Annotated in this window: 18 protein-coding genes; 4 read left to right on the top strand and 14 right to left on the bottom strand. The window is 70.7% G+C overall.

The features are described 5' to 3' along the window. The first annotated feature begins 216 nt into the window (after positions 1-216). The 4 genes from ACIBVQ_RS17780 to ACIBVQ_RS17765 all read left to right on the top strand — a co-directional run bounded on the left by ACIBVQ_RS17780 (position 217) and on the right by ACIBVQ_RS17765 (position 3,836). Positions 217-393, top strand: a complete 177-nt coding sequence (locus tag ACIBVQ_RS17780) for a hypothetical protein (RefSeq protein ID WP_352010679.1) — start codon at positions 217-219, stop codon at positions 391-393. Between the two features lie 431 nt (positions 394-824). Beyond that, complete coding sequence (locus tag ACIBVQ_RS17775) at positions 825-1,868, top strand: mechanosensitive ion channel family protein (RefSeq protein ID WP_352010678.1); 1,044 nt, start codon at positions 825-827, stop codon at positions 1,866-1,868. Positions 1,869-1,878: 10 nt separating this feature from the next. Further along, positions 1,879-2,277 (top strand): globin, encoded by a 399-nt coding sequence (locus tag ACIBVQ_RS17770; RefSeq protein WP_399178553.1) that lies wholly within the window; start codon positions 1,879-1,881, stop codon positions 2,275-2,277. A 29-nt stretch (positions 2,278-2,306) separates the two neighbouring features. Beyond that, positions 2,307-3,836 (top strand): alpha-amylase family glycosyl hydrolase, encoded by a 1,530-nt coding sequence (locus ACIBVQ_RS17765; protein ID WP_352010740.1) that lies wholly within the window; start codon positions 2,307-2,309, stop codon positions 3,834-3,836. Positions 3,837-3,898: 62 nt separating this feature from the next. On the opposite strand, the gene ACIBVQ_RS17760 is transcribed toward ACIBVQ_RS17765, so the two are convergent. The 14 genes from ACIBVQ_RS17760 to ACIBVQ_RS17695 form a co-directional block, all read right to left on the bottom strand. Next, complete coding sequence (locus ACIBVQ_RS17760; protein ID WP_352010676.1) at positions 3,899-4,315, bottom strand: thioesterase family protein; 417 nt, start codon at positions 4,313-4,315, stop codon at positions 3,899-3,901. 97 nt (positions 4,316-4,412) lie between these two features. After that, the gene (gene ettA / locus ACIBVQ_RS17755; protein ID WP_352010675.1) at positions 4,413-6,077 is read right to left on the bottom strand and encodes an energy-dependent translational throttle protein EttA; all 1,665 of its coding nucleotides are present in this window, start codon (positions 6,075-6,077) and stop codon (positions 4,413-4,415) included. 26 nt (positions 6,078-6,103) lie between these two features. Beyond that, positions 6,104-7,159 (bottom strand): GGDEF domain-containing protein, encoded by a 1,056-nt coding sequence (locus tag ACIBVQ_RS17750; RefSeq protein ID WP_352010674.1) that lies wholly within the window; start codon positions 7,157-7,159, stop codon positions 6,104-6,106. 1,000 nt (positions 7,160-8,159) lie between these two features. Next, positions 8,160-8,921, bottom strand: coding sequence for a single-stranded DNA-binding protein (locus tag ACIBVQ_RS17745; protein WP_399178550.1), 762 nt, complete (start codon positions 8,919-8,921; stop codon positions 8,160-8,162). A gap of 285 nt (positions 8,922-9,206) precedes the next feature. Continuing rightward, entirely contained in the window at positions 9,207-10,847 is a 1,641-nt protein-coding gene (locus ACIBVQ_RS17740; protein WP_352010672.1) for a YfjP family GTPase, read from the bottom strand. Continuing rightward, entirely contained in the window at positions 10,844-13,909 is a 3,066-nt protein-coding gene (locus tag ACIBVQ_RS17735; protein ID WP_399178548.1) for a GTPase, read from the bottom strand. Before ACIBVQ_RS17735 ends, ACIBVQ_RS17740 begins: the two co-directional genes overlap by 4 nt. Beyond that, complete coding sequence (gene cobA, locus ACIBVQ_RS17730; RefSeq protein ID WP_399178546.1) at positions 13,906-15,138, bottom strand: uroporphyrinogen-III C-methyltransferase; 1,233 nt, start codon at positions 15,136-15,138, stop codon at positions 13,906-13,908. The genes ACIBVQ_RS17735 and cobA overlap by 4 nt, the downstream gene beginning before the upstream one ends. Before the next feature lie 157 nt (positions 15,139-15,295). Beyond that, positions 15,296-16,363: a nicotinate-nucleotide--dimethylbenzimidazole phosphoribosyltransferase gene (gene cobT, locus ACIBVQ_RS17725; RefSeq protein WP_399178544.1), complete on the bottom strand. Its 1,068-nt coding sequence runs from the start codon at positions 16,361-16,363 to the stop codon at positions 15,296-15,298. 50 nt (positions 16,364-16,413) lie between these two features. Next, on the bottom strand, positions 16,414-17,241 hold the full coding sequence (locus ACIBVQ_RS17720; protein ID WP_352010668.1) for a sirohydrochlorin chelatase: 828 nt from the start codon (positions 17,239-17,241) through the stop codon (positions 16,414-16,416). 125 nt (positions 17,242-17,366) lie between these two features. Beyond that, positions 17,367-17,969: a GNAT family N-acetyltransferase gene (locus ACIBVQ_RS17715; RefSeq protein ID WP_399178541.1), complete on the bottom strand. Its 603-nt coding sequence runs from the start codon at positions 17,967-17,969 to the stop codon at positions 17,367-17,369. Positions 17,970-18,039: 70 nt separating this feature from the next. Next, the gene (locus ACIBVQ_RS17710; RefSeq protein WP_399178539.1) at positions 18,040-18,669 is read right to left on the bottom strand and encodes a lactate utilization protein C; all 630 of its coding nucleotides are present in this window, start codon (positions 18,667-18,669) and stop codon (positions 18,040-18,042) included. After that, positions 18,666-20,087 (bottom strand): lactate utilization protein B, encoded by a 1,422-nt coding sequence (locus ACIBVQ_RS17705; RefSeq protein ID WP_399178537.1) that lies wholly within the window; start codon positions 20,085-20,087, stop codon positions 18,666-18,668. Before ACIBVQ_RS17705 ends, ACIBVQ_RS17710 begins: the two co-directional genes overlap by 4 nt. Beyond that, a complete protein-coding gene (locus tag ACIBVQ_RS17700) occupies positions 20,084-20,815 on the bottom strand; it encodes a (Fe-S)-binding protein (RefSeq protein ID WP_352010665.1) in 732 nt (243 codons plus the stop codon). Before ACIBVQ_RS17700 ends, ACIBVQ_RS17705 begins: the two co-directional genes overlap by 4 nt. Before the next feature lie 63 nt (positions 20,816-20,878). Next, entirely contained in the window at positions 20,879-22,354 is a 1,476-nt protein-coding gene (locus ACIBVQ_RS17695; RefSeq protein WP_399178535.1) for a sulfatase, read from the bottom strand. Between the last annotated feature and the right edge of the window lie 95 nt (positions 22,355-22,449).

The raw sequence follows: 22,449 nt of genomic DNA, 5'->3' as shown, positions 1-22,449 counted from the left end.
TTGACCCATCGGACTCGGTGAGTCATCTTTGGCCAACCAGCGTCGATTCGCGTAACCGACCAAACACGGTTCGATGACGAATCGGCTGAATCCAAGAGGAGGAACGAGGTGGGGGAAGACGGCTTCGGGCACCTGGAGCGGTTGGTGTCAGAACTTGACGCTCGCGGGTTTCACGCCCGGGTGGTACGGACCCATACGGGCCGCGCCTTCGTCCGCGTGATCAACCCGAACGCGACCAGCCTGGCGGAGAACGTCACCTGCCGCGCGCAGACCGCCCACAGCCACCGCGACTGGTACTACTGGTGGTCCTGGGGGGAGCGGATGCACACGGCCCAGGACCCTGCCGGCGCGGCGACCAAGGTCGCCCGAGTGCTCGCCGCGGTGGGGGAGTGAACTAGGCGGCGAACCGGATGGGATCGCAGCCATCCGGTCCGTCGTACCCGTCGCGGCGCGGCGGAGCCGGTGGGGCGCCCGGTGCGGAGCGTCCTCGGGACGCTGGGTTCCCCACCGGCTTCGAGAACGAGGTCAATCTGTCGTGGGCGCCCCGCGGGGCGGCCGACACGACGACAAGCCGCCGTCCGGACGAAACTCCGGACGGGGATCGGAGGGATTCCTCCCGGAACGGCACGGGACACGCTTCCGGGTGCGTGCCCCGCGCCGGGCCGTTCGTCACCGGACCGTCCGGACCAGCCTCCAGGGCCTGGATCCGGTGTTCCCGTCCTCCCCGGCGTGATGTGACGACGGCCGGTTCGCTCGGCAATATAGGTAGGTCACGTGACTTGCCCCCATTTGCCAGACGAACCGATCCGGGAGGGATCTTCTCCGTGTTCCTGCTCGTCCCCTCACCCACCCCCACCGTGACACCGTCCCCCACACCGTCACCGTCGAGCCTGCCCGGCCTGGAGGACCTCACGAACATGGGAGCGGCCTTAGTGAACGGTGCGTGCGGACGTGACGGCGGGATAATCTGCGAACTCGCGCAGACCGTGCTGCCTCCGGCGTGGGCCCCCTTCGTCGCGAGCGTGCTCGCGACACTGATCGCCATCGTGCTGATCACCGCCGTCGCGCTGATCCTGCGCAAGGTGGCGGTCCGCCTGATCACCGGAATCGTGCAGCGGGCCTCCTCCGGCAGGCCGACCCTGGCGGGACGGCTACGGGGCAAGGATCCCGCCCCCCTCGAAGGCCTGGACGCCATCATGGCCGAGCGGCGCAGGCAACGGGCCGAGACCATGGGGTCCGTGCTCAACTCGACCGCCTCGGTCATCATCCTGGGCACCGCCGCCCTGACCATCCTCGAACGGCTCTCCGTCCCCATCGCCCCCGTGCTGACCAGCGTCGGCATCCTGGGCGTCGCGATCGGCTTCGGAGCCCAGGAACTGGTCAAGGACTTCATCGCCGGCATGTTCATGCTCCTTGAGGACCAGTACGGCGTCGGCGACGTGATCGACGCCGGTGCCGCGTCCGGGACGGTCGAGGCCGTCACCCTGCGCATCACCAGGCTGCGCGACGCCGACGGCCGGGTCTGGTACGTCCGCAACGGCACCATCACCCGCGTCGGCAACGAGTCCCAGGGGTGGTCCCGTGCCACGGTCGACGTGCCGGTCGCCTACACCGCCGACATCCCCGTGGTCCGCGACCTGCTCAGGAAGGTCGTCGAGGAGATCTGGAACGACCCCGACTACCGCGACTCCGTCGTCGTCGAGGAGCCGCAGGTCTGGGGGATCGAGCAGATCTCCGGCACGGCGGTCGTCTTCCGGGTCAACGCCAAGACCATCCCCTCACACCAGAGCGAGATCGCGCGGGAGCTGCGTATCCGCATCAAGTCGGCGCTCGACCAGGCTTCCATCCCCATAGCGAACGTCGCTTAGGCTTGGGGGCGTGTCCGCCAACCCCGAGGAACCCCAGTCCTTCTACGACGCCGTCGGTGGCGAGGAGACCTTCCGGCTCCTCGTCCACCGTTTCTACGAGGGCGTCGTCAAAGACCCCCTGCTCTGGCCGCTCTACCCCCAGGACGATCTCGCCGGGGCCGAGGAGCGGCTGCAGCTCTTCCTGATGCAGTACTGGGGCGGTCCGACCACCTACGGCCAGCAGCGTGGGCACCCGCGCCTACGCATGCGGCACAACCCGTTCGTCATCCGCTCCGCCGAGCGTGACGCGTGGCTGAAGCACATGCACGACGCGGTCATCTCCCTGGAGTTGCCCGAGGAGTTGGAGAAGCGCCTGTGGGACTACCTCGTCTACGCCGCGCACAGCATGGTCAACGCCCCTGACGCATAAACCCCGCCGGGCAGGGGCAGCCCATGCACATGAAAATCCCCTGGTGGCGTGACGCCGTCGTCTACGAGATCTACGTACGCAGCTTCGCCGACGCCTCGGGAGACGGCGTGGGCGACCTGCCCGGTATCAGGGGGCGGCTGCCGTACCTCGCCGATCTCGGTGTCGACGCGATCTGGCTGACGCCCTTCTACCGCTCCCCCATGGCCGACGGGGGCTACGACGTGGCCGACTACCGTGACGTCGATCCGCTCTTCGGCACGCTGGCCGACTTCGACGCCCTCGTCGCCGACGCCCACGCGCACGGCCTGCGGGTGATCGTGGACATCGTGCCCAACCACAGCTCCAGCGAGCACCCCTGGTTCAGGGCGGCGCTGCGCGGTGAGAACCGCGACCGGTACGTCTTCCGCGACAGCGGGGATCTGCCGCCCAACAACTGGCAGTCCACCTTCGGCGGCCCGGCCTGGACCAGGACTCCCGACGGGCAGTGGTACCTCCACCTGTTCGCCCCCGAGCAGCCGGACTTCAACTGGCGCGACCCACGGGTGCACGCGGAGTTCCTCGACGTGCTGCGGTTCTGGCTGGACCGTGGGGTCGACGGGTTCAGGATCGATGTGGCGATGGGCCTGTACAAGGCGGAGGGGCTTCCCGACGCCCCCGCGACGGATCAGGCGTTCAAGGGCGAGTCGCCCATCTGGGGCAGGCCCGAGGTCCACGAGGTCTACCGGCGCTGGCGTGAGGTGCTCGACTCCTACCCCGGCGAGCGGATGGCCATCGGCGAGGTGTGGACCGACTCCGCCGAGGACCTCGCCCGCTACGTCCGGCCCGACGAACTGCACCAGAGCTTCAACTTCGCCTGGCTTGAGGCTCCCTGGTCCGCGACCGCCTTCCGCAAGGTCATCGACGACACTCTCGCCGACATGACCGCCCCCACCTGGGTGCTGTCCAACCACGACGTGGTCAGGCACGTCACGAGGTACGGCGAGGGCCTGCCCAACTCCACGACGGGGCTGGCCCGGGCGCGGGCGGCGCTGCTGGCCATGCTCGCCCTGCCCGGCTCGGCCTACCTCTACCAGGGCGAGGAACTCGGCCTTCCCGAGGTCCGGGACCTGCCCGCCGAGGCCCGTCAGGACCCCATCTTCGCCCGTTCCGGTGGAACTCTGCCCGGACGGGACGGCTGCCGGGTGCCCCTCCCCTGGTCCGGACAGGAGCAGCCGTACGGCTTCGCGCCCGAGGGCACCGCGCCCTGGCTGCCCCAGCCGGTCGAGTGGACGGCGCTGAGCGCCGAACGGCAGGCGGACGATCCGGGATCGACCCTGAGCTTCTACCGGCAGGCCCTGCGCGCCCGCCGGGGACTGCGCGGCGCGCTGCCCGACGGCCTCACCTGGCTGGAGAGCGAGGAGGACGCGTTGTTCTTCCGCCGGGGTGCGCTGACGTGCGTCGTCAACTGCGGGGTCGAGGCGGTACCGCTGCCGCCGCACGACCACGTCGTGATCGGCAGCGCCCCGGTCGAGGGTCACCTGCTGCCCCCGGACACCGCGGCCTGGCTCCACACTCCCTGACGATCGCCTCCGGTCCCCGCGCCCGTCGTACGGCGGGCGCGCCGGCCGTTTCCGGCGACGGCTCAGCCGGCTATGAGGAAGCGCTCCAGGTAGTCGAGCTCGTGCTGCTCCAGCCTGCGCGGCCTGGCCTTCTCCACGTCGTAGGCGACGAGCACCGACCTGGCCCGGACGAAGAGCGTCTCATCGTCGACGATCTCGTAGTTGAGGACGAACTTCACCGGTTTGATCTCGGTCACCCAGGACTCGACCCTGACCGGGTCCGCGCGGAAGGTGAGAGGACGCCGGTAGTCGATCTCATGCCTGGCCACCACCAGGCCGCTGAAGATCTCCCCGCCCTCACGGTGCAGGTCGAGGTGGAACATCTCCAGGCGCGCGTCCTCGAGATAGTCGAGGAACCTGACGTTGTTGACGTGGCCCTGGGAGTCGATGTCGGCGAACCTGACCGCCCTGAGGAACACATGCCTGCGGGAATCGCTCACGGTCTCTGCCAAGCTCTGTTCAAGCACAAGCAAGAAGGTAGCGATTCCCCGGCTCCCGACGCACGGCGGGGGCGCGCCGGGAGCTCGGAGGAGGACATCAGTCCCGGGTGAGCTTGCGGTAGGTGACCCGGTGCGGGCGGGCCGCGTCGATCCCGAGCCGCTCGATCTTGTTCTTCTCGTAGTCGGCGAAGTTGCCCTCGAACCAGAACCAGTTCGAGCCCTCCTCCCACGCGAGGATGTGGGTGGCGATACGGTCGAGGAACCACCGGTCGTGCGAGGTGATGACCGCGCAGCCGGGGAACTCCAGCAGGGCGTTCTCCAGGCTGGAGAGCGTCTCGGTGTCGAGGTCGTTGGTCGGCTCGTCCAGCAGCAGCACGTTGCCGCCCTGCTTGAGGGTCAGCGCGAGGTTGAGCCGGTTGCGCTCGCCTCCGGACAGCACGCCTGCTTTCTTCTGCTGGTCCGGCCCCTTGAACCCGAACGCGGCGATGTAGGCCCGCGAGGGCATCTCGACCTGACCGACCTTGATGTAGTCGAGCCCGTCGGAGACGACCTCCCAGACGTTCTTGGCCGGGTCGATGCCACCCCGACTCTGGTCGGCGTAGGAGATCTTGACGGTGTCGCCAACGATGATCTTTCCGGCGTCGGGCGTCTCGCCACCGGTGATCATCCGGAACAGCGTGGTCTTGCCGACGCCGTTCGGACCGATGATGCCCACGATGCCGTTACGCGGCAGGTCGAACGACAGGTTGTCCATGAGCACCCGGTCCTCGAAACCCTTGGTGAGGTTCTCGGCCCGGATGACCGTGGTGCCCAGGCGGGGGCCCGGCGGAATCTGGATCTCCTCGAAGTCCAGCTTGCGGTACTTGTCGGCCTCGGCGGCCATCTCCTCGTAGCGCTGCAGACGCGCGCGGCTCTTGGTCTGGCGGGCCCTGGCGTTGGAGCGGACCCACTCCAGCTCCTCCTCCAGGCGCTTCTTGCGCTTGGCGTCCTTCTGCCCCTCAAGCTTGAGGCGGGCGGCCTTGGCCTCCAGGTAGGTGGAGTAGTTGCCCTCGTAGGGGTGGCAGCGGCCCCGGTCGAGCTCCAGGATCCAGTTGGCCACGTTGTCCAGGAAGTAGCGGTCGTGGGTGACGGCCAGCACGGTCCCGGGATACTTCTCCAGGTGCGCCTCAAGCCACTGGACACTCTCGGCGTCGAGGTGGTTGGTCGGCTCATCGAGCAGCAGGAGGTCGGGCTGCTCCAGCAGCAGCTTGCACAGGGCGACCCGGCGCCGCTCACCACCGGACAGCAGGGTGACGTCGGCGTCGGGCGGCGGGCAGCGCAGGGCGTCCATCGCCTGCTCAAGCTGGCTGTCGAGGTCCCACCCGTTGCGGTGGTCGAGGGCGTCCTGAAGCTTGCCCATCTCCTCAAGCAGCTCGTCGCTGTAGTCGGTCGCCATCAGCTCGGCGATCTCGTTGAACCGGTCGAGCATGGCCTTGGTCTCGGCGACGCCCTCCTCGACGTTGCCGAGCACGGTCTTGGACTCGTTGAGGGGGGGCTCCTGCTGGAGCATGCCGACGGTGAAGCCGGGCATGAGCCGGGCATCGCCGTTGGACGGCTGCTCCAGGCCTGCCATCATCCTCAGCAGCGTCGACTTCCCGGTGCCGTTCGGCCCGAGAACGCCGATCTTCGCACCCGGCAGGAACGACAGCGTCACGTCGTCGAGGACGACCTTGTCACCATGCGCCTTGCGCACGCGCTGCAGTGTGTAGATGTACTCCGGCATGTCCCCTAGCTTAGAGCCTGACGGACTCAGCTGGGGGCGGCCTCCGGCCCCGGCCGCCTCGCCGGGGGGACGGGCGTCGCGGGCAGGCAGATCCGGTCTCGTCCGAGCTCCTTGGCACGGTAGAGGGCCAGGTCCGCCGCGGCGAGCAACTCGATCAGGTCGTCTCCGTGCATGCTCATGATCGCGACGCCCGCGGAGATCGTGACGGTGACCATGTTCTCGTCCGCGGGTACGGCCATGCGGCCGATGCGGGAGCGCAGCCGTTCCGCGACCCGGCGGGCCTCGGTCACGTCGGCCCTGGGCAGCAGGACGACGAACTCCTCGCCCCCGAAGCGTCCGACCACGTCGTAGTCACGCAGCTGGCTGCGGATGGTCGCCGCGACCCCGATCAGCACCTGGTCGCCGATCAGGTGCCCGTAGGTGTCGTTGACCCTCTTGAAGTGGTCGATGTCGACGATCAGCAGGGCGAGCGTCTCACCGGTACGGCGCGCCCTGACGATCTCGGTGTCGGCCTCCCGCTGCCAGGCGGCGGCGTTGAGCAGTCCGGTCTTGGGATCGGTGCGGGCCGCGGCCTGGAGCTGGGCGTGCAGCAGGCTGCGCTGGAGCAGCACGACCGGCGGCAGCGCCAGCGCCAGCAGGGCGAGGTTCACCCCGCACGCGATGGCGACGAGGACCCCCAGGCAGAGCTCGACCACGTCGAGCATCAGGCTCTCGCGGTCCCACAGCACCTCCCGCCAGCGGGTGTCAGGGACGGCGGTGTGAGCCGCGATGGCGATCAGCGCGGTGTTCAGGACCGTGAACAGGACGGCGCAGCCGATGGCGACGAGGATCGGCCCGCCCGTCCCCTGGGTGGGGATGTCCAGCTCACCGACCACGCTGTGGAACAGCACCGAGGCGGCTCCCCCGGCCAGGCTGATGGCGGCGGAGCTGAAGACCCTCCGGTAGACCACCGTCTCGCGCACCCGCTTCTGCAGCAGGATCTGCAGCGGAATGGGCGCCAGAAGAGCGTAGACCGGCGGCAGCAGCAGGGCCGCGGGCAGCCACCAGGCCGACAACAGGTCACGGGAGACACCCGCGGGCATACCGAGCCTTCGGGTCGCCTCGATACAGACGGCACCGCAGGCCATCAACGCGACGAAGGTGAGTAGATCGTGCCAGTGGAAGTCAGCAGATGCGGCGAAAAACCCGATTGCCGTGAAATCCAGCACCACGATGCCGCAAAGATAGACAACCAGTGGACGGCGCTGCCCAAGGATGGGCCACCGATCGGCCAGAGTCGTCACAGTGTCGCGCGATTTGACCGAGGTGTGACTGGGAGCCGCCATGTCGTCCCCTTCTCCGACTAACGATGTGTAACACGATAGTTGCGGAGTGTGCGCCGCGCGATGGGAACCGCTACCTTGGCGGAGTGGCTCCACTTGTCAGGTGGCTCACCGTTGGGGACCGAGCTCAGCCGAAGAACGGTCCATGGAGGAAAGGAGCAGCCCATGCTGCGAGGTGTGACCTGGACATAGGCCCTGCCCGCTAGATCTCTCACCTCCCGCGGCCGCTTCAGGCGGCATCTCGCGACGTTCCACCCCGTCCCGCGAAAACACCGCGCAAGCTTCGTGTTCGACGTGGGAACCCGGGATGTCCCGGTCCCCCAGCCGGTTGGACCCCTCCTTTCGCGGTGCTCCGCTGATCTGAGCATCGCCGACACAGACCACCAACCGGGCGCACCGCCGATCGCACACCGCTGATCAACGCGCTGCCGACCACACCCATCCGACGCGAGCGTCACCCGGCGATGGCGACCGCCATCCGGCCGGACGGGCCACCTCCGTGGCGTGTGGTCCGTCCGGCGCGCCCTCGTGCGGTACGCCGGTGGACCGTGGCGAACCGACGGGGCGGCCCGCGGGCCCACCGGGAGATCTGCCAGGCCGGGCCGTACGGTGCTCTGGGCACCCGGTGGGACCACCTCCGCCGGTCGCTCCGGCACCTCGTCCTTTATGGCGTCCCTTATGACGTCCTTCGAAGGGTCGGCATCCTCTCACTCCCGGTGAGGATGCCGACCACGAGTGCGGGGGAACTCGGGTCTGCGGTTCAGGCCGCCGGATGCGCCTGTGTGGGCCAGGGCGTCTCGTCCTCCGACTCGGCCTCGTCCGGCTCACGCGCCGTGCCCGTCGCCCGCCCGGGGCCCTGGCTCGTCTGCCCGGAGTCGCGGGCCGCCCGACCGCGTCTTGTGCCGGTCCGGCTCACCGTTCCGCCTCCTGAGCCCCCGGGTGAGCCTCCGGACTCCCCCGAGGCGCCGGAACCCGTGGAGTCTCCGGGCGCCTCGTCCTCGTCGGCACCGCCTCTCACCAGGGACAGGGAGCCGGAACCGTCCGCGAGAGCGGGGTGGGGATCGGGGGCGAGGGATGCGGCGCCTCCGCCCATGGCCCAGTCGTGGGTCTCCCTGTCGAGCTCGTGCCGCTCCTGCCTGCCCAGCACCGGGGCCGCCCCGCCCCGCTGGGGTTTGCTGAAGCTGCCCAGGCCCCAGCGCAGGTCGTGCCCCAGTGAGCTGGCCTCGACCTCGGGCAGGAAGCGGCGCTCACCCTCGTGGGTGAACTCGCGGATCCGCAGGCGTCCCTGGACGACGACCGGCTGGCCGGCCCGGATCGACTGGGCGACGTTGTCGGCCAGCCCGCGGAAACAACGGATGCCGAAATACGTCGTCTCGCCGTTGCACCACTGCTGGCTTTCCCGATCGAAGTAACGGCTTGTCGAGGCGACCCTGAGCGAGGTGACCCGCGAGCCGTCCGGGAAGGTGTGCTGGCGGGGCGCAGCCGCGACGTTGCCGGTCAACGTGATGTGGATGTCGTTCATCGTGCCTCCCAGGAGAACGGGCCAGGTGCCCGGCGTGTGAAAGACACAGTGGCCCGCGCGGACCGGAACCCGGCGGGCCGAACGGCGTTCTGTGGAAAACTCAGGCGCCGGGACGGGGCTGTGGAAAACCTTCCGGATAATCCACCGAAAATCGGAAACCCCGAGCTCCTCGTCCGCCACCGATGGGCGGCCTCGTGCCGCGGGTCACCCGGCCCGGCCCGGCCCGGCAGACCCGCGCTCCGAAGGGTGCTCCTTACCAAGGAACGGCACCGCCGACCTGATGGGTCAGCCCCGCACGCCCCGCAGCGCGGAGTAGAACTCGTTGTATCTGGCCAGCTCCCGCTCGACCGGTTCGATCACCGTGGTCGAGGCCACCGCCCCGACCCTGCGTCGCATCTCCCGCTCCAGCCTGTCACGTTCGTTGCCCGCCCCGAGCATGACGAAGTTACGGCTGGCCACGGCGGTGAGCAGGCCGAGCCCGAGGACGGAGACGATCATCAGCCCCACCCAGGGCATGGAGGCCGTCTCGCCGAACACCTCAAGGCCCGGCGGAAGCGTGCCCGCCTCGAACACGCCGTAGGCCAGGGCCGTACCCAACCAGGCGATCCCGGCGAGGAAGAGCAGGACCAGGAAGTACTGCCAGACCAGCAGCAGCCGCCACCAGACGGGAACCCGGTCGAGGCGGGGCGCGATCTCGGACAGCTCCGCGGACAGCAGCCGCGGCAGCTCGGCCGAGTGCGAGCGCGCGGCCTCCCTGACGCCGCTCTGCCAGGCCTCGTGCATCCCCGCGGTGAGCCCGTCGGACAGGGCGCGCACCGCGTTGTCGACCTCGGCGGCCTGCGCGCTGACCGCCCCGGCCGCCTCTCCCCTGATCTCGTCCTTGAGGTCGTTCAGGCGCAGGCTGTTCAGCGGGTCGGGCCTGAGCCTGGCCGCCCAGCGGGTGTACGGCCAGCCGACCCACTCCGCCGAGCGCACGCCGTACACGTTCTCCATGGCCTCGCCGACGGCCGGCACGCCGACCGCGTCGCAGAGGGAGTCGGTGAGGCCGATCCTGCGGGCGTCGTCCACGGAGGAGGCGGGCACGGGGACACCCTCGGCGGGCATGGCCTTCAGCAGGCGGAGCGTGATCCGGTCGAGGTCGGCCTCCAGTCGCTGGACCGCGGCCCCGCGCCTGGTCACCGTCTCGGCGAGGACGGCCTTGAGCTCGTCGACCCCCTCCCCCCTGGTCGCGGAGGTGGGGACGATGACGGGGGCGTCGACTCCCTCGCGGCGCAGCAGGTCGTTCAGGTCGGCGACGCACTCGGCCAGTTCCTCGGCGGAGAGCCGGTCGATCTGGTTGAGCACGAAGACCGTCACCGCGTCGTGGCCCGCCAGTTCGGTCACGTAGCGCCTGTGGGTCGAGGCGTCGGCGTACTTCTGCGGGTCGAGCACCCAGACGACGAGGTCGGCGACCTGGATCAGCCGGTCGGCCTCGGTGTCGGTGAGCGCGCGGATGGAGTCGTGGTCGGGGAGGTCGAGCAGGATCAGGCCGTGCAGCCTGCCCTCCCCCTTGTCCAGGGCACTGGCCCTGGCGAATCGGTGACGCCACTGGATCTGCAGCCAGTCCAGCAGCGGTCCCGCGCCGTCCAGGCCCCAGACGCAGGCGTGGGCACGGGCCGTGGTCGGGCGGCGGACACCGGTCGGGGAGAGCTCCAGGCCCGAGACGGCGTTGAACAGCGTGGACTTGCCGCTTCCCGTTCCTCCGGCGAGCGCGACCACCGTGTGCTCCGAGGACAGCTTGAGCCTGTCACCGGCGCGCAGGAGCAACTGCCCCGAGTCGGTGAGGAGCTTGGGATCGACCCTGCCCGGCCCCAGTTCCACGATCCGGGACAGCGCGGCGAGACGGCCGCCGAGCCCCTGACGCGTCTGGGTGGTGCCAACACTCATCGGGCGACCTCAAGGTTGTACGTTGCCTGGTAGAGGCGGGTGGCGATGGACTCGTCGGGAACGCCCGCGCCGTCGAGGACCTGGAAGTAGCGTGAGGTCTCGTCGTCGAACAGCGTGGCGATCCGGGCGCGCAGGTCGCTACGGGCCTTGGCCCCGATGGTCCGCAGTGACTCGGCTCCCAGGAGGGCGTGCACCAGCCGCTGCGGCAGCCCGCCGGTGCCCGCGCCTTCCGCCTCCGCGGAGCCGTACCCGAGCAGACCGATCACGAAGATCACCGCCAACGACTCGACGTCGAAGGAGACGAGCTTGGCCACCGCCCGCTTGGTCACCCCCTCGGTGCGGATCAGCTCGATGATGTGGTCCTGCCAGCCGCTCACGGCCTTGCCCGCCCTGCGGGAGAAGTCGTCGGAGACGTCGCCGAGTCCGGCGGTCGCGGCCAGCGACTCCCCGGCCCCCGAACGACTCAGCCAGCGAGTGACCGCCTCCTCCGCGGCCCGCTGCGCCGCCGAGACGACGACGGACTCAAGGCCGGCCCTGAGCGCGGACTTCAGCGCGCTGAGCCGTTCGGGCGCCTGCTGGCTCGCCTTGCCCGCGAACCTGCCGGGCCTGCGCAGGTGCAGGGTCCGCATGAGGTCTCCGGACCCGGCGAAGTCCTGCCAGCGGGCGAGCACCTCACCGCGCAGCAGCGTGCCGTTCCCGGTGGTCTCCTCGATCTCGGCCAGCGCGCCGGAGTAGGCGGCCTCCACGTCGCCGCGCAGTTCGTTCCTGAAAGCGACCTGGGCCTCAAGTTGCCTGGCCAGCGCGGGGATGCGGATGCGGAAGCTGTCGAGCGCCCCCGACAGGGTCGTCCTGATGGCCTGGGCCCGGCGCTGGTCGTCGACGGACAGCTCGGTCAGCCACAGCCGCAGGTCGGTGACCTCGTGGTCGGGCAGCATTCCGTCGGTGACCCTGCTCTCGTCGACGACGAACCGCTCGACCTCGCCGAGGCCGTATTCGGTGAGCATCCTGACGAAGTGCTTGGTGACCACCTCGCGGGACTTGACCGGCACCCGGGACAGCACGATGGCCAGCCTGGCACCACGCTCCTTGGCCAGGCGCAGCAGCCGCCACGCGGGGGCGTCGGCGTAACGGGCGGCGGTGGTCACGAAGATCCACAGGTCGGCCGCGTCGAGCATGCGGTGGGCGATCTCGTGGTGTTCCTCGACGACCGAGTCGATGTCGGGCGTGTCGAGCAGGGCGACGCCCGTGGGGAGGCGTTCGGTCGAGACGAGGACGAGGCCGCCCGGTTCCGCCGTGGCCTCGGGGGCGTCGAGCCGCCGCAGACTGCCGAGCAGGTCGCTGCCCGCGAACCACTCGCGGTCGTCCGGGTGGCAGGCGAGGACGGGGGTCCCGGTGGTCGGACGCCGGACGCCCGTCGCGCTGACCTTGGCGTTGGCCAGGGTGTTGAGCAGCGTGGACTTGCCCGCCCCGGTCGAGCCCGCGATGACGACGAGCGCCGGGGCGGTGCTCATGTGCACCCTGGGGATCACGTAGTCGTCGAGCTGGGCCAGGATCTCGCTCTGGGCCCGCCTGGCCTCCTCCGCGCCGGGGAGTTCCAGGCCGAAGTGCAGGTCGGTGACGGTGTTGCGCAGGGCGGCGAGCGCGTTGGTCAGGGCCTCGGAGACGGCCTCCGGCAACGGAAGTTCCCGGACCCGGTCGTCCCCGTCCTCGTGTCCGCTCTCGGGGATTTCGTCGGGCTCCTCCGGTTCGTCGCCCCGGGCTTCGGTCTCCTCCCCGGCCTCTTCCCCGACCTCCTCCTCGATGACGAGGAGCTTCGCGCGCTCGGCCGCGATCAGCGCGGCCGCCTCGTCGTCCTCGGGATCGTTCTCCTCACCGGTACGGCTCTCGCCGTCGGCGGCCTCCTCGGGGATGTCCTCGGCGGTGGAGGTCTCCTCGTCCCGGTCATGGCCCTCGGGGGTGTTCTCCGGGGCCTCTTCGGGCGCGTTCTCGGCCGTTTCTCCGGAGGTGGCCTCGGCGCCCTCCTCGGGAGAGTCCTCGGCCGGACCCCCGGAGGTCTCCTCGGAGGTCTCGACGACGGGGGGTTCGATGGTGGCGGGCTCGGCCACGGGGGCTTCGGCGGCGGGGGGCTCGCTCGCTGATCGGGAGTCCGCCCCGACGGGCGCCGAGGAGTCCGCCGTCGCGGCCGTGGCCTTGGCGACCACCTTGTTCACCGAGGAGATGGCGGCCTCGGCGGCGCGCCGGAAGGCCTCGAAGGCGTCGTCGACCGGCATCGTCGCGCCGCTCTGGGAAACGCTGCTCCGGGAAACGCCACCCTGGGAGGCACCGCTCCGAGAAGCGCCGTCCTGGGAAGTCCTGCTCTGGGAAGCACCGTCCTGGAACGTGCCGCCCTGGGCCGTGTCGCTCTGGGGGGCGCCGCTCCTCGCCGCGGGATCCTGGGGGGCCTCACCCGCCGGCCGTGCCGTACCGGGGCCCGGGGCGCCCGTCTGCGGTGCGGCGAGCCCGTCCCGCGCGGGTGAGGTGGTGCCTCTCCTGGCCTGGAAGTTGCCCCGGCCGCGACCGCTTCCCGAGCGGAAGATGGACCCCGCTCCACCGTCTCCACCAGGAGCGGCGGGTGCGGCGGGGGCCTCAGGAACCGGAGGGACCGGGGGCGCCGGGCGCCTGAGGGGGGCGGTCCGGCCCGAGGAGGGCTGCCCCGGGGAGGGCTGGCTTCTGGGCGTGGGGCTCTTCGGTGGCGCGGGATTCTTCGGCGCCGGGGTGCCCGTGGCGCCGGAACCCTGAGCGCCCTTGGGTGCCTTGGCGGCGGGCGCGTCGCCCTTCGCCTGGACGGCCTCGACCACCTTGTTCACCGACGAGATGGCGGCCTGCGCCGTACGCCGGAAGTCCTCGAAGGCGTCACCGGGGGCCTGCGGAGGCTCGTCGGGCCTGATGGCCGGGAACGTCATCGTCCGCTCGCCGGGAGACTCCTCGTCTCCGGCGACATCGTCTGAGGAACCCTGGGGAGCCTCGGCGCCGCGGCGGTCACGCTCGCCCTGAGGCGTGGGCCTGTTGGCAGCCGATTTCACGGTATCCGCTCCGCTCGAACCATCTCGACCTCCTGGCCGACCTTCACGACATCGCCAACGATCACGATCGCGGGTGGCCGTATCCCAGCCTCGGCCACACGCTCGGCCACTGTGGCCAGAGTGGCCTGAAGAGCGCGCTGGGTGGGAAGAGTACCGTCCTGTACCACCATTACGGGAGTTTCCGGCGAACGTCCTTCTTGCACGAGCGTCTCGGCGATCGCTCCGATGCGTTCGACCGCCATCATGAGCACCAGGGTCCCCGAGGATCTCGCCAGGTTGGGCCAGTCGACGGTCGAGCGGGCGTCACCCGGCGGGACGTGCACGGAGATCACATGGAACTCCTGGCTGACGCCGCGATGGGTCACCGGCACGTTGGCCGCCGCGGGCACCGCGACCGGGCTGGTGATGCCGGGAACGACGATGACGGGGATGCCCTCGCGGGCGCAGGCGAGCATCTCCTCGCCGCCACGGCCGAAGACGAACGGGTCGCCTCCCTTGAGCCTGACCACGAACCTGCCCTGCTTGGCGTGCTCGACCAGCAGCTCGTTGATCTTCTCCTGGGCCAGGAAACGGCCGTAGGGGATCTTCGCCGCGTCGATCAGCTCGACGTCGGGGGAGAGTTCGTCGAGCAGGGCCCGTGGCGCGAGCCTGTCGGCGACGACCACGTCCGCCTGGGCCAGCAGCTGCCGCCCGCGGACCGTGATCAGGCCGGGGTCCCCCGGTCCGCCGCCGACCAGCGCGACCCCGACCGGCTTCGTCCGATTGCGCCGGGCGTCGACCGTGCCGTCGCGAAGCGCCTCGACGACGGCGTCCCTGATGCCGGCCGCCCTGCGGGGGTCTCCTCCCGCGGTGATCGCCACGTTGACCTCGGCCACCCGCCCGCTCGCCGGGGTCCAGGCGGCCGAGGCGTCCTTGTCGTCGGCGCGGACGCACCAGACACGCTTGGCCTCGGCCTCCGCGGCGACCGCGGTGTTGACCGCGCGGTCGTCGGTGCAGGCCTGGACCAGCCAGGCCCCGTCCACGTCGCCCACCCGGTACGGCCTGGCCTCCCAGGCCACCTGGCCGGAGGCGATGAGGTCGTCGAGAGCGTGCGTGACGCTCGTCGAGACGATGGTGACCTGGGCACCTGCCTCAAGCAGCGCCGGGACACGTCGCTGGGCGACACGCCCCCCGCCGACGACGAGCACCCGCCGCCCGGAGAGGTGCAAACCGAGCAGGTAGGGCGACATGGTGACAGATCTCCCGTTCGCAATGAATTGTGCAGGAAGTGTTAGGAGGTAAACCTACCGGTTAATGCCTCGTTGTTCGCTGCTCCCCGGGTAACGTTCGGCGTTCTCCAGGTAACGGAGCACCCGGTCCGTCACAGGGTTCCCGGAAGCCCCACGATCAGGCCTCCTTGTCGGTGACCCCGGCGGAGTCGAAGGTGGCCACCTCGTGCATCACCCGGACGGCCGCGCAGACCAGCGGGTGGGCGAGCAGCCCTCCGGTCCCCTCACCGAGCCGGAGCTCCAGCTCGACCAGAGGGCGCAGGCCGAGATGGGCGAGCGCCACGGCGTGACCCGGCTCGGCGGAACGGTGCCCGGCCACACAGTGGTCGACCACGTCCGAGGCGAGCCCGGCCGCGGCCAGCGCCGCCGATCCGGCGATCACACCGTCGAGGATCACCGGCACCCGCAGGGCCGCCCCGCCGAGGAGGAACCCCGCGATCGCGGCGTGTTCGAGGCCGCCGACCGCGGCCAGCGTCTCCAGCGCGGACAGGGTCGAACCGTCCAGGCCGTTCACCCGCAGGGCGCGCCGTACGACCTCGACCTTGCGGGCCAGCGTCTCGTCGTCCACGCCGGTTCCCCTGCCGGTCACCTCCGCCGGGTCACGGCCGGTGAAGGCGCAGATCAGGGCGGCGGAGGCGGTGGTGTTGGCGATGCCCATGTCCCCGGTGACCAGGCAGCGCGCCCCCTGGGCGACGAGGTCACGGGCCACCGTGATCCCGGTCTCCAGCGCCGCGACCGCCTGCTCGACGGTCATCGCCGGGCCGAGGGACATGTCGGCGGTGCCGTGGGCGACCTTGCCGTGCGTCAGGCCGGGGGCCGGGGCGAGTTCGGCCGCGACCCCCACGTCGACCACCGTCACCGAGGCGCCCACCTGGGCCGCGAAGGCGTTGGCCACGGCGCCGCCCGCCAGGAAGTTGCCGACCATCTGGACCGTGACCTCCTGCGGCCACGGGGACACGCCCTGGGCGTGGACGCCGTGGTCTGCGGCGAAGATCGCCAGGGCCGCCGGGGCCGGCAGCGGGGGCGGGTTCACCGCCGCCGCGCCCGCGAGCCGTACGGCCACCTCTTCGAGCACGCCCAGGGCGCCCCTCGGCTTGGTCAGCCTGTCTTGGTGTGCCCTCGCCTCGGCGAGGGCGTCCGGGTCGGCGGGCCGGATCGCGGCCAGGGTCTGCTCAAGGATGGTCATGTCCCCAAGTGTCCCGCCAGAGGTCAAGGAACGGTCATCCGGGGAGCGGTTCACCAGGTGATGCCGCTGAGCGCCTCCTCGTAGCGCTCGACGACCACGTCGGCCAGTCCCTCACAGTCGCCGATGACGTCGGCGCAGCGGACGTCCAGGTCGGGATGGCCCGCGGCGTAGGCCATGGCCTGGGCCCAGATGCGGTCCAGGACGCCCCCGGCGAACAGCAGGTAGGGAACGACGATCACCCGCCGGGCGCCGAGGCGGCGGCAGCGCTCGATACCGCCGGGCACGCCGGGCGGGGTGAGCGAGGTGAAGGCGGTCTCCACGGTCATGTACTCGTGGGCGTGGGTCTCCCAGAACAGCCGGGAGACGCGGTGCACGTCCGCGTTCGTCGCGGGACTGGTCGAGCCGTCACCGACCAGCACGACGGCGGTCTCGCCGATCTCGATGCGCTCGGGCTCGTCGTCGAGCGGGGCCGCGGCGGCGGGGACGAGACGGAGGCTGGCGACCTCGGCGGCGGCGTCCGCCAGGCGCTCGGCGAGCAGCGCCAGGATCCGGGGGTCCGAGCCGAGGGGCCGTCCGTAGTCGCAGGTGAGCGTGGGGTGGCGCTCCTGCTCCCTGGTCATCGCCGCGAGGGTTTCGGCGTCGGCGCGCAGGTCGCCGGTGAGGCTCAGCGGCAGCGCGACCATGCGGTGGTGGCCGCGGGCGACCAGTGAGGCGACCGAGTCACGCAGTCGCGGCCTGGCCCTGGTGAGGTATCCGCCGGAGACCTCGGCGGCGCTGCGGTCGAGCCTGCAGCGGAGGCGATGGACGAACCTGCCGAACTCGACGGATTCGTTGTCCTCGTGCGAGCCCTGCCCGATGAGCAGCAGCGGCGGCTTCATAGAAACAGGACTCCAATGACCTTGACCTGGGAATACGCGGCAGCGACTGGCGAGGATATCCGATAACGGCTCGACATGGACAGGTAACGAAACCATAAAACGCATCGGATATGACCCCATCTTTCTCACCTCCACCGAACGGTCTCCCCCGTCCCGCCCGACCCGTCTCCGGGGCCGTTCTCCCCTCGGCAGAGGTCGCTTCCGAGCAGGCCGAACACCACGACGTCACGTGGGCCGTCCGGCCGCATCGCGGCGGCGCGCAGCGTCCCCTCCCTGACGAACCCGGCCTTCTCCGCCACCCGCAGGGAGGCGTGGTTGTCGGCGTCGGCACGCAGCTCGATCCGGCGCAGGGAGGTGTTCTCGAACGTCCAGCGGGCCAGGCCCAGTACGGCCTCCGGGGCGTAGCCGCGTCCCCGGTGCAGGGGGTGCACGCCGTAGCCGATCTCCGTCGTCCCCGCCTCCCACCGGGTCCCGAACAGGCTGATCGCCCCCACGATGAGCCCGTCGGCCTCGATCGCCAGGTGCGCGCCCTGGCCGGAGCGGCGCAGCTCGTGCGCGCCCCTGGCCAGCCAGGCGGCCACGCCCGAGGGACGGCCCGGCGCGCCCGGCGGCAGGAAGGGGGCGCGTGTCTCGATCACGACGCGAATCCGGCGCGCGTCCGAGGGGTCGAAGGGGCGCAGCAGGAGCCGTCGCGTCGTGACGGACAGACCGGGTGCGAAGGCGGTCAATCGCCCTCCCAGTCGGGCGGTGGACGCCGCCAAGCCCATCTCACGGGACCGCCTCCGCGCAACCCCGCGATCAGCGGACGATCACCACCTCAAGGGTGCGCGGTCCGTGCACGCCCTCGACGCGGTTCAGCTCGATGTCGCTGGTCGCGGAGGGCCCGCTGATCCAGGTCAGCGGGCGGGAGGGGTCGAGTACGGCCAGCGCCTGCGGCACCCCCGCGACGATCTGCCCGGCCCGCACCACGCACAGGTGGTAGTCGGGCAGCAGGGTAAGCGCCCGCCTGCCCTGACCCGGTCCGGCGTCCAGCACGATCGTCCCGGTCTCGGCGATCGCCACGGCGCAGCCGGTGACCACGCCTCCGGCGGCTTCGAGTTCCTCGACCGACAGCTCCGGATCGTCCTGGACGGCCCCCTCGGGTACCCATTGCGCGGGCAGTCCACCCGGGACGACCGGCCTCGTCAGACCCTGTACGGCCAGCGCGGAGGCGATCGTCGCGGCCACCTCGTCCTCGCCGGTCACGTGCACGACGGCCCGGTAGTCGGCGACGCGTTCGGCCAGCAGCTCGATCAGCCCGGCCTCGTCATGTGGCCCGGCGGAGGTCAGGTAGTCACGGACGATCTCCCCGGGCTCCACGGGGTCCCCGGGGCCTCCCGGGGTGACGGCCGCGCGGATTCTGGCCAGGATCAGTTCCCTGTCGTTCACCGGCTTCCTCCGTCGGTGCGCAGCCACCAGTCGCGGAAGGACTCGGCGGGGATCTCGGGCAGGTCTCGGGTGTCGGTCCACGCCGACAGCGGGCCGGGCATGCGCCGGGGGACGAAACGGCGCAGCCGTCCGGCCATGCGCTCGGCGCGTGCCATCCGTTCCGGGCGGTCGAGGACCCAGCCGGCCGCGCGCATGCCGAACCGTTCCGCGCGCGGGTGCGGGGCCCTGCCACGCAGGCTGACCAGGACCTCGGGGATGTCGATCGCGACCGGGCAGACGTCGAAACAGGCGCCGCAGAGCGTCGAGGCGTAGGGCAGCGAGGCGTCCAGGGGTGAGGACATGCCGCGAAGCTGCGGGGTGAGGATCGCCCCGATGGGACCCGGGTAGACGGAGCCGTAGGCGTGCCCGCCCGCGCGTTCGTAGACGGGGCAGACGTTCAGGCAGGCCGAGCAGCGGATGCAGCGCAGCGCCTGCCTGCCGACCTCGTCGGCCAGGACCCGGGTGCGGCCGTTGTCGAGCAGGACCAGGTGGAACTCCTGGCCCTCGGTCGCGCCCGTCCAGGTCGAGGTGTAGGGGTTCATCCGCTCGCCGGTCGAGCTCCTGGGCAGCAGCTGCATGAAGACCTCAAGGTCCCGCCAGGTCGGCAGCAGCTTCTCGATGCCGACCACACTGATCAGCCTCTCCGGAAGGGTCAGGCACATCCGGCCGTTGCCCTCGGATTCGAGCACGACGAGTGTCCCGGTCTCGGCGATCATGAAATTGGCGCCCGAGATCGCGACCTTGGTGGACAGGAAGCGCTCGCGCAGGTGGCGGCGGGCGGCCTCGGCCAGGGCACGCGGGTCGTCGGTGAGCTCCTCGGGGGCGGGGCGTCCCCAGGCGGCCATCCTCTCCAGGAAGATCTCGCGGATCTCCGCGCGGCTGCGGTGGATCGCGGGCACCAGGATGTGCGAGGGCAGGTCGTCGCCGAGTTGCACGATCAGTTCGGCCAGGTCGGTCTCGTATGCGGTGATCCCGGCCTCGGCGAGGGCCTCGTTGAGCCCGATCTCCTGGGTGGCCATCGACTTGACCTTCACCACGTCGCTCTCCCCGGTCTCCTTGACGAGCCGGGTGACGATGCGGTTGGCCTCCCGCGCGTCGGCCGCCCAGTGGACGTGGCCGCCGGCCGCGGTGACCGCCTCCTCAAGCTGGAGGAGGTAGCGCTCCAGGTTCCGCAGCGTGTGGTCCTTGATCTGCTTGCCCGCCTGCCTGAGCCGCGCCCAGTCGGGAAGCTCGTCGACCACGGAGGCCCGCTTCTCGCGGATCGTGTGGGTGGCCTTGCGCAGGTTGAACCTGAGCTGGGAGTTCCCTACGGCCGCCGCCGCGTTCGCCGGGAAGGCCGGCATGCCGAGGAAGGTCACCGGCCCCGTCGCCGGCCTCATCGGGCGGCCTCCGTCGAGGCGAGGATCTCGGCCAGGTGCATGGTCCTGACGCCGGTGCGCTGGCGGCCGAGGGTGCCGCCGATGTGCATCAGGCAGGAGTTGTCCGCGGCGCAGAGCACCTCGGCGCCGGTCGCGGTGACGTTGCGGGCCTTGTCGGCGCACATGGCGGCGGAGACGGCGGGGTTCTTCACCGCGAAGGTGCCGCCGAAGCCGCAGCACTCGTCCGCGGCGGGCAGCGGGACCAGTTCGAGACCCCTGACCTGTTCGAGCAGCCGTACCGGACGGTCGCCCAGGCGCAGGCCGCGCAGCGAGTGGCAGGTCGGGTGGTAGGTCACCCGGTGCGGGAAGTAGGCCCCGACGTCGGTGACCCCGAGGACGTCCACCAGGAACTCCGAGAGCTCGTGGACCTTCGGCACCGTCTCGGCGACCCGTTCGGCGAAGGCCGTGGCGGCGGGGGCGAGTCTCGCGTACTGCTCGCGGATCATCGCCGCGCACGACCCGGAGGGCACGACGACCGCGTCGTGTCCGGCGAAGACGTCGGTGAAGTGCCGCGCCAGACGTCCGCCCTCCTCGGGGTATCCGGTGTTGAGGTGCATCTGGCCGCAGCAGGTCTGCCCCATGGGGAAGACGACGTCGCAGCCGAGGCGGCGCAGCAGCGTCACCGTGGCCCGGCCGGTTCCGGGGAACATCGTGTCGTTCACACAGGTGACGAAGAGGGCGACGCGCAAGGCGCGCTCCTTCCGGTAAAGGTCGCGATCAACCGCCATGATGCCCGATCCGCCCACTTTTCGTTACGAATGACCGGGAGTGAGGGAGGGCGGTTCGACGGAGTCGGCCGTACGGCAGGTGGCTCCCGAGCATGAGGCCAGGGCGTCGAGCTGCCGGTTGAAGTCCGTGATCACCGAGGGGGGAACCCGCGCGGCGAGGTTGTAGAGCTGGTAGGGGTCCCTGCCGTCGTCGTAGAGCTGGTACTCGCCGGTCGAGTAGCGCACGAAGGTGTAGCGGGCCGTACGCATGCCCTGGTAGGCGGGGACCGGGGTCTGGCGGGCCGAGCTGCTGTTCGTCGGCCGGTAGAACTCAAGCAGGACGTTCTGCCGCCACGGGGCCGGGGTCTGGCCGCGCAGCAGCGGCAGCAGCGAGCGGCCCTCGGCGAAGGGCGCCGGTGTCGCGCCTCCGAGCTGGGCGAAGGTCGGGGCGAGGTCGACGTTGGCGGCCATCGCGCCGACGGAGCCGCCCGCCCTGACGCCGGGCCCCCTGACCACCAGCGGCACCCTGATCGACTCGTCGAAGGGGGTCGTCTTGCCCTGGGCCAGCCGGTGCTGCCCCAGGTGGAAGCCGTTGTCCGAGGCGAAGAAGAGGTAGGTGTCGTCCAGCTTCCCGGCGACGCGCAGGGTCTCGACCAGGGAGCCGACGAGGTCGTCCACGCCGAGCATGGCCCTGAGCCTGCGGCGGTAGCGCTCGTCGATGCCCGCGATCGTCCTGTCGCCGAACCGCTCGCGCGAACTCAGCCAGTGCGGTTCGGCGCTGACGTCCTCCTGGTCGAAGGACGGGGTCCGGGGGGCGGTCGCCCCGGCGAAGGCGTCGCGGTGCCTGGCGGCGAAGTTGGACGGGTTGTGCGGCGCGATGGGGGCGAGGTACAGGAAGAACGGCCTCTCCCCCGCCTGCGAGACGAAGGCGTTGGCCTTGCGGGAGAGCACGTCGGGCAGGTAGTCGGCGTCCGCGGAGCCGTACGGCCTGAGCGTGCCGTTCTCGTTGAGCGTGTAGCCGTACTCGTTGTAGAGCTTGCGCACCGGCACGTCCCACTCGTCCCAGCCCGGCGGCACGTAGGTGGGTTCGGCGGCGCCGCCGGGATAGTGGTTGAGGTATTTGCCCATCAGGCCGGTGCGGTAGCCGGCCGCCTTCATCCAGTTGCCGATCGTGGAACGTTCCAGATCGGAGTCGTGGAACTTGGTGAAGCCGCCCTCGGGGGCCGTGTTGGTCAGCACCCCGTGACTGTGCACGTACTGCGAGCGCAGGATCGACGACCGGGAGGGGCAGCACCAGGAGTTGGAGACGAAGAAGTGCTCGAAGGAGGTGCCGCCCCGGACGAGCTCGTTCCAGATGTTCGGGAACTTCTGCAGGTCCCCCGCCTCCTGGTCGTCGACGAGGATGAACACGATGTTGGGCTGGGCGACCGTCCGCGCCACCGCGGGACCGAGTCCCGAGGCTCCGAGGCCGGACAACAGGACCAGGCACATGAGCTTGCGGACAGCATTGAGCACACACATCACGCTTCCCAGAAGGCCGAATCCCGACACCTCACCGAAGGGGCACCGGTACGGAACGAGCTCTGCTTCCGGGGGGGGGGGGGAGAGACGGCCCG

The sequence above is a fragment of the Streptosporangium sp. NPDC049376 genome (assembly GCF_044466505.1).
Taxonomy (GTDB): domain Bacteria; phylum Actinomycetota; class Actinomycetes; order Streptosporangiales; family Streptosporangiaceae; genus Streptosporangium.
Note: the sequence above shows the minus strand (reverse complement) of the source record. Positions and strands in the feature narration are given on the sequence as shown.

Bases quoted from the DNA above. Each gene is read 5' to 3' on its own strand.
- ACIBVQ_RS17765 (WP_352010740.1), top strand. From the start codon at position 2,307: ATGAAAATCCCCTGGTGGCGTGACGCCGTCGTCTACGAGATCTACGTA.
- ettA (WP_352010675.1), bottom strand. From the start codon at position 6,077: ATGCCGGAGTACATCTACACACTGCAGCGCGTGCGCAAGGCGCATGGT.
- ACIBVQ_RS17750 (WP_352010674.1), bottom strand. From the start codon at position 7,159: ATGCCCGCGGGTGTCTCCCGTGACCTGTTGTCGGCCTGGTGGCTGCCC.
- ACIBVQ_RS17745 (WP_399178550.1), bottom strand. From the start codon at position 8,921: ATGAACGACATCCACATCACGTTGACCGGCAACGTCGCGGCTGCGCCC.
- ACIBVQ_RS17740 (WP_352010672.1), bottom strand. From the start codon at position 10,847: ATGAGTGTTGGCACCACCCAGACGCGTCAGGGGCTCGGCGGCCGTCTC.
- cobA (WP_399178546.1), bottom strand. From the start codon at position 15,138: ATGTCGCCCTACCTGCTCGGTTTGCACCTCTCCGGGCGGCGGGTGCTC.
- cobT (WP_399178544.1), bottom strand. From the start codon at position 16,363: ATGACCATCCTTGAGCAGACCCTGGCCGCGATCCGGCCCGCCGACCCG.
- ACIBVQ_RS17720 (WP_352010668.1), bottom strand. From the start codon at position 17,241: ATGAAGCCGCCGCTGCTGCTCATCGGGCAGGGCTCGCACGAGGACAAC.
- ACIBVQ_RS17705 (WP_399178537.1), bottom strand. From the start codon at position 20,087: ATGAGGCCGGCGACGGGGCCGGTGACCTTCCTCGGCATGCCGGCCTTC.
- ACIBVQ_RS17695 (WP_399178535.1), bottom strand. From the start codon at position 22,354: ATGTGTGTGCTCAATGCTGTCCGCAAGCTCATGTGCCTGGTCCTGTTG.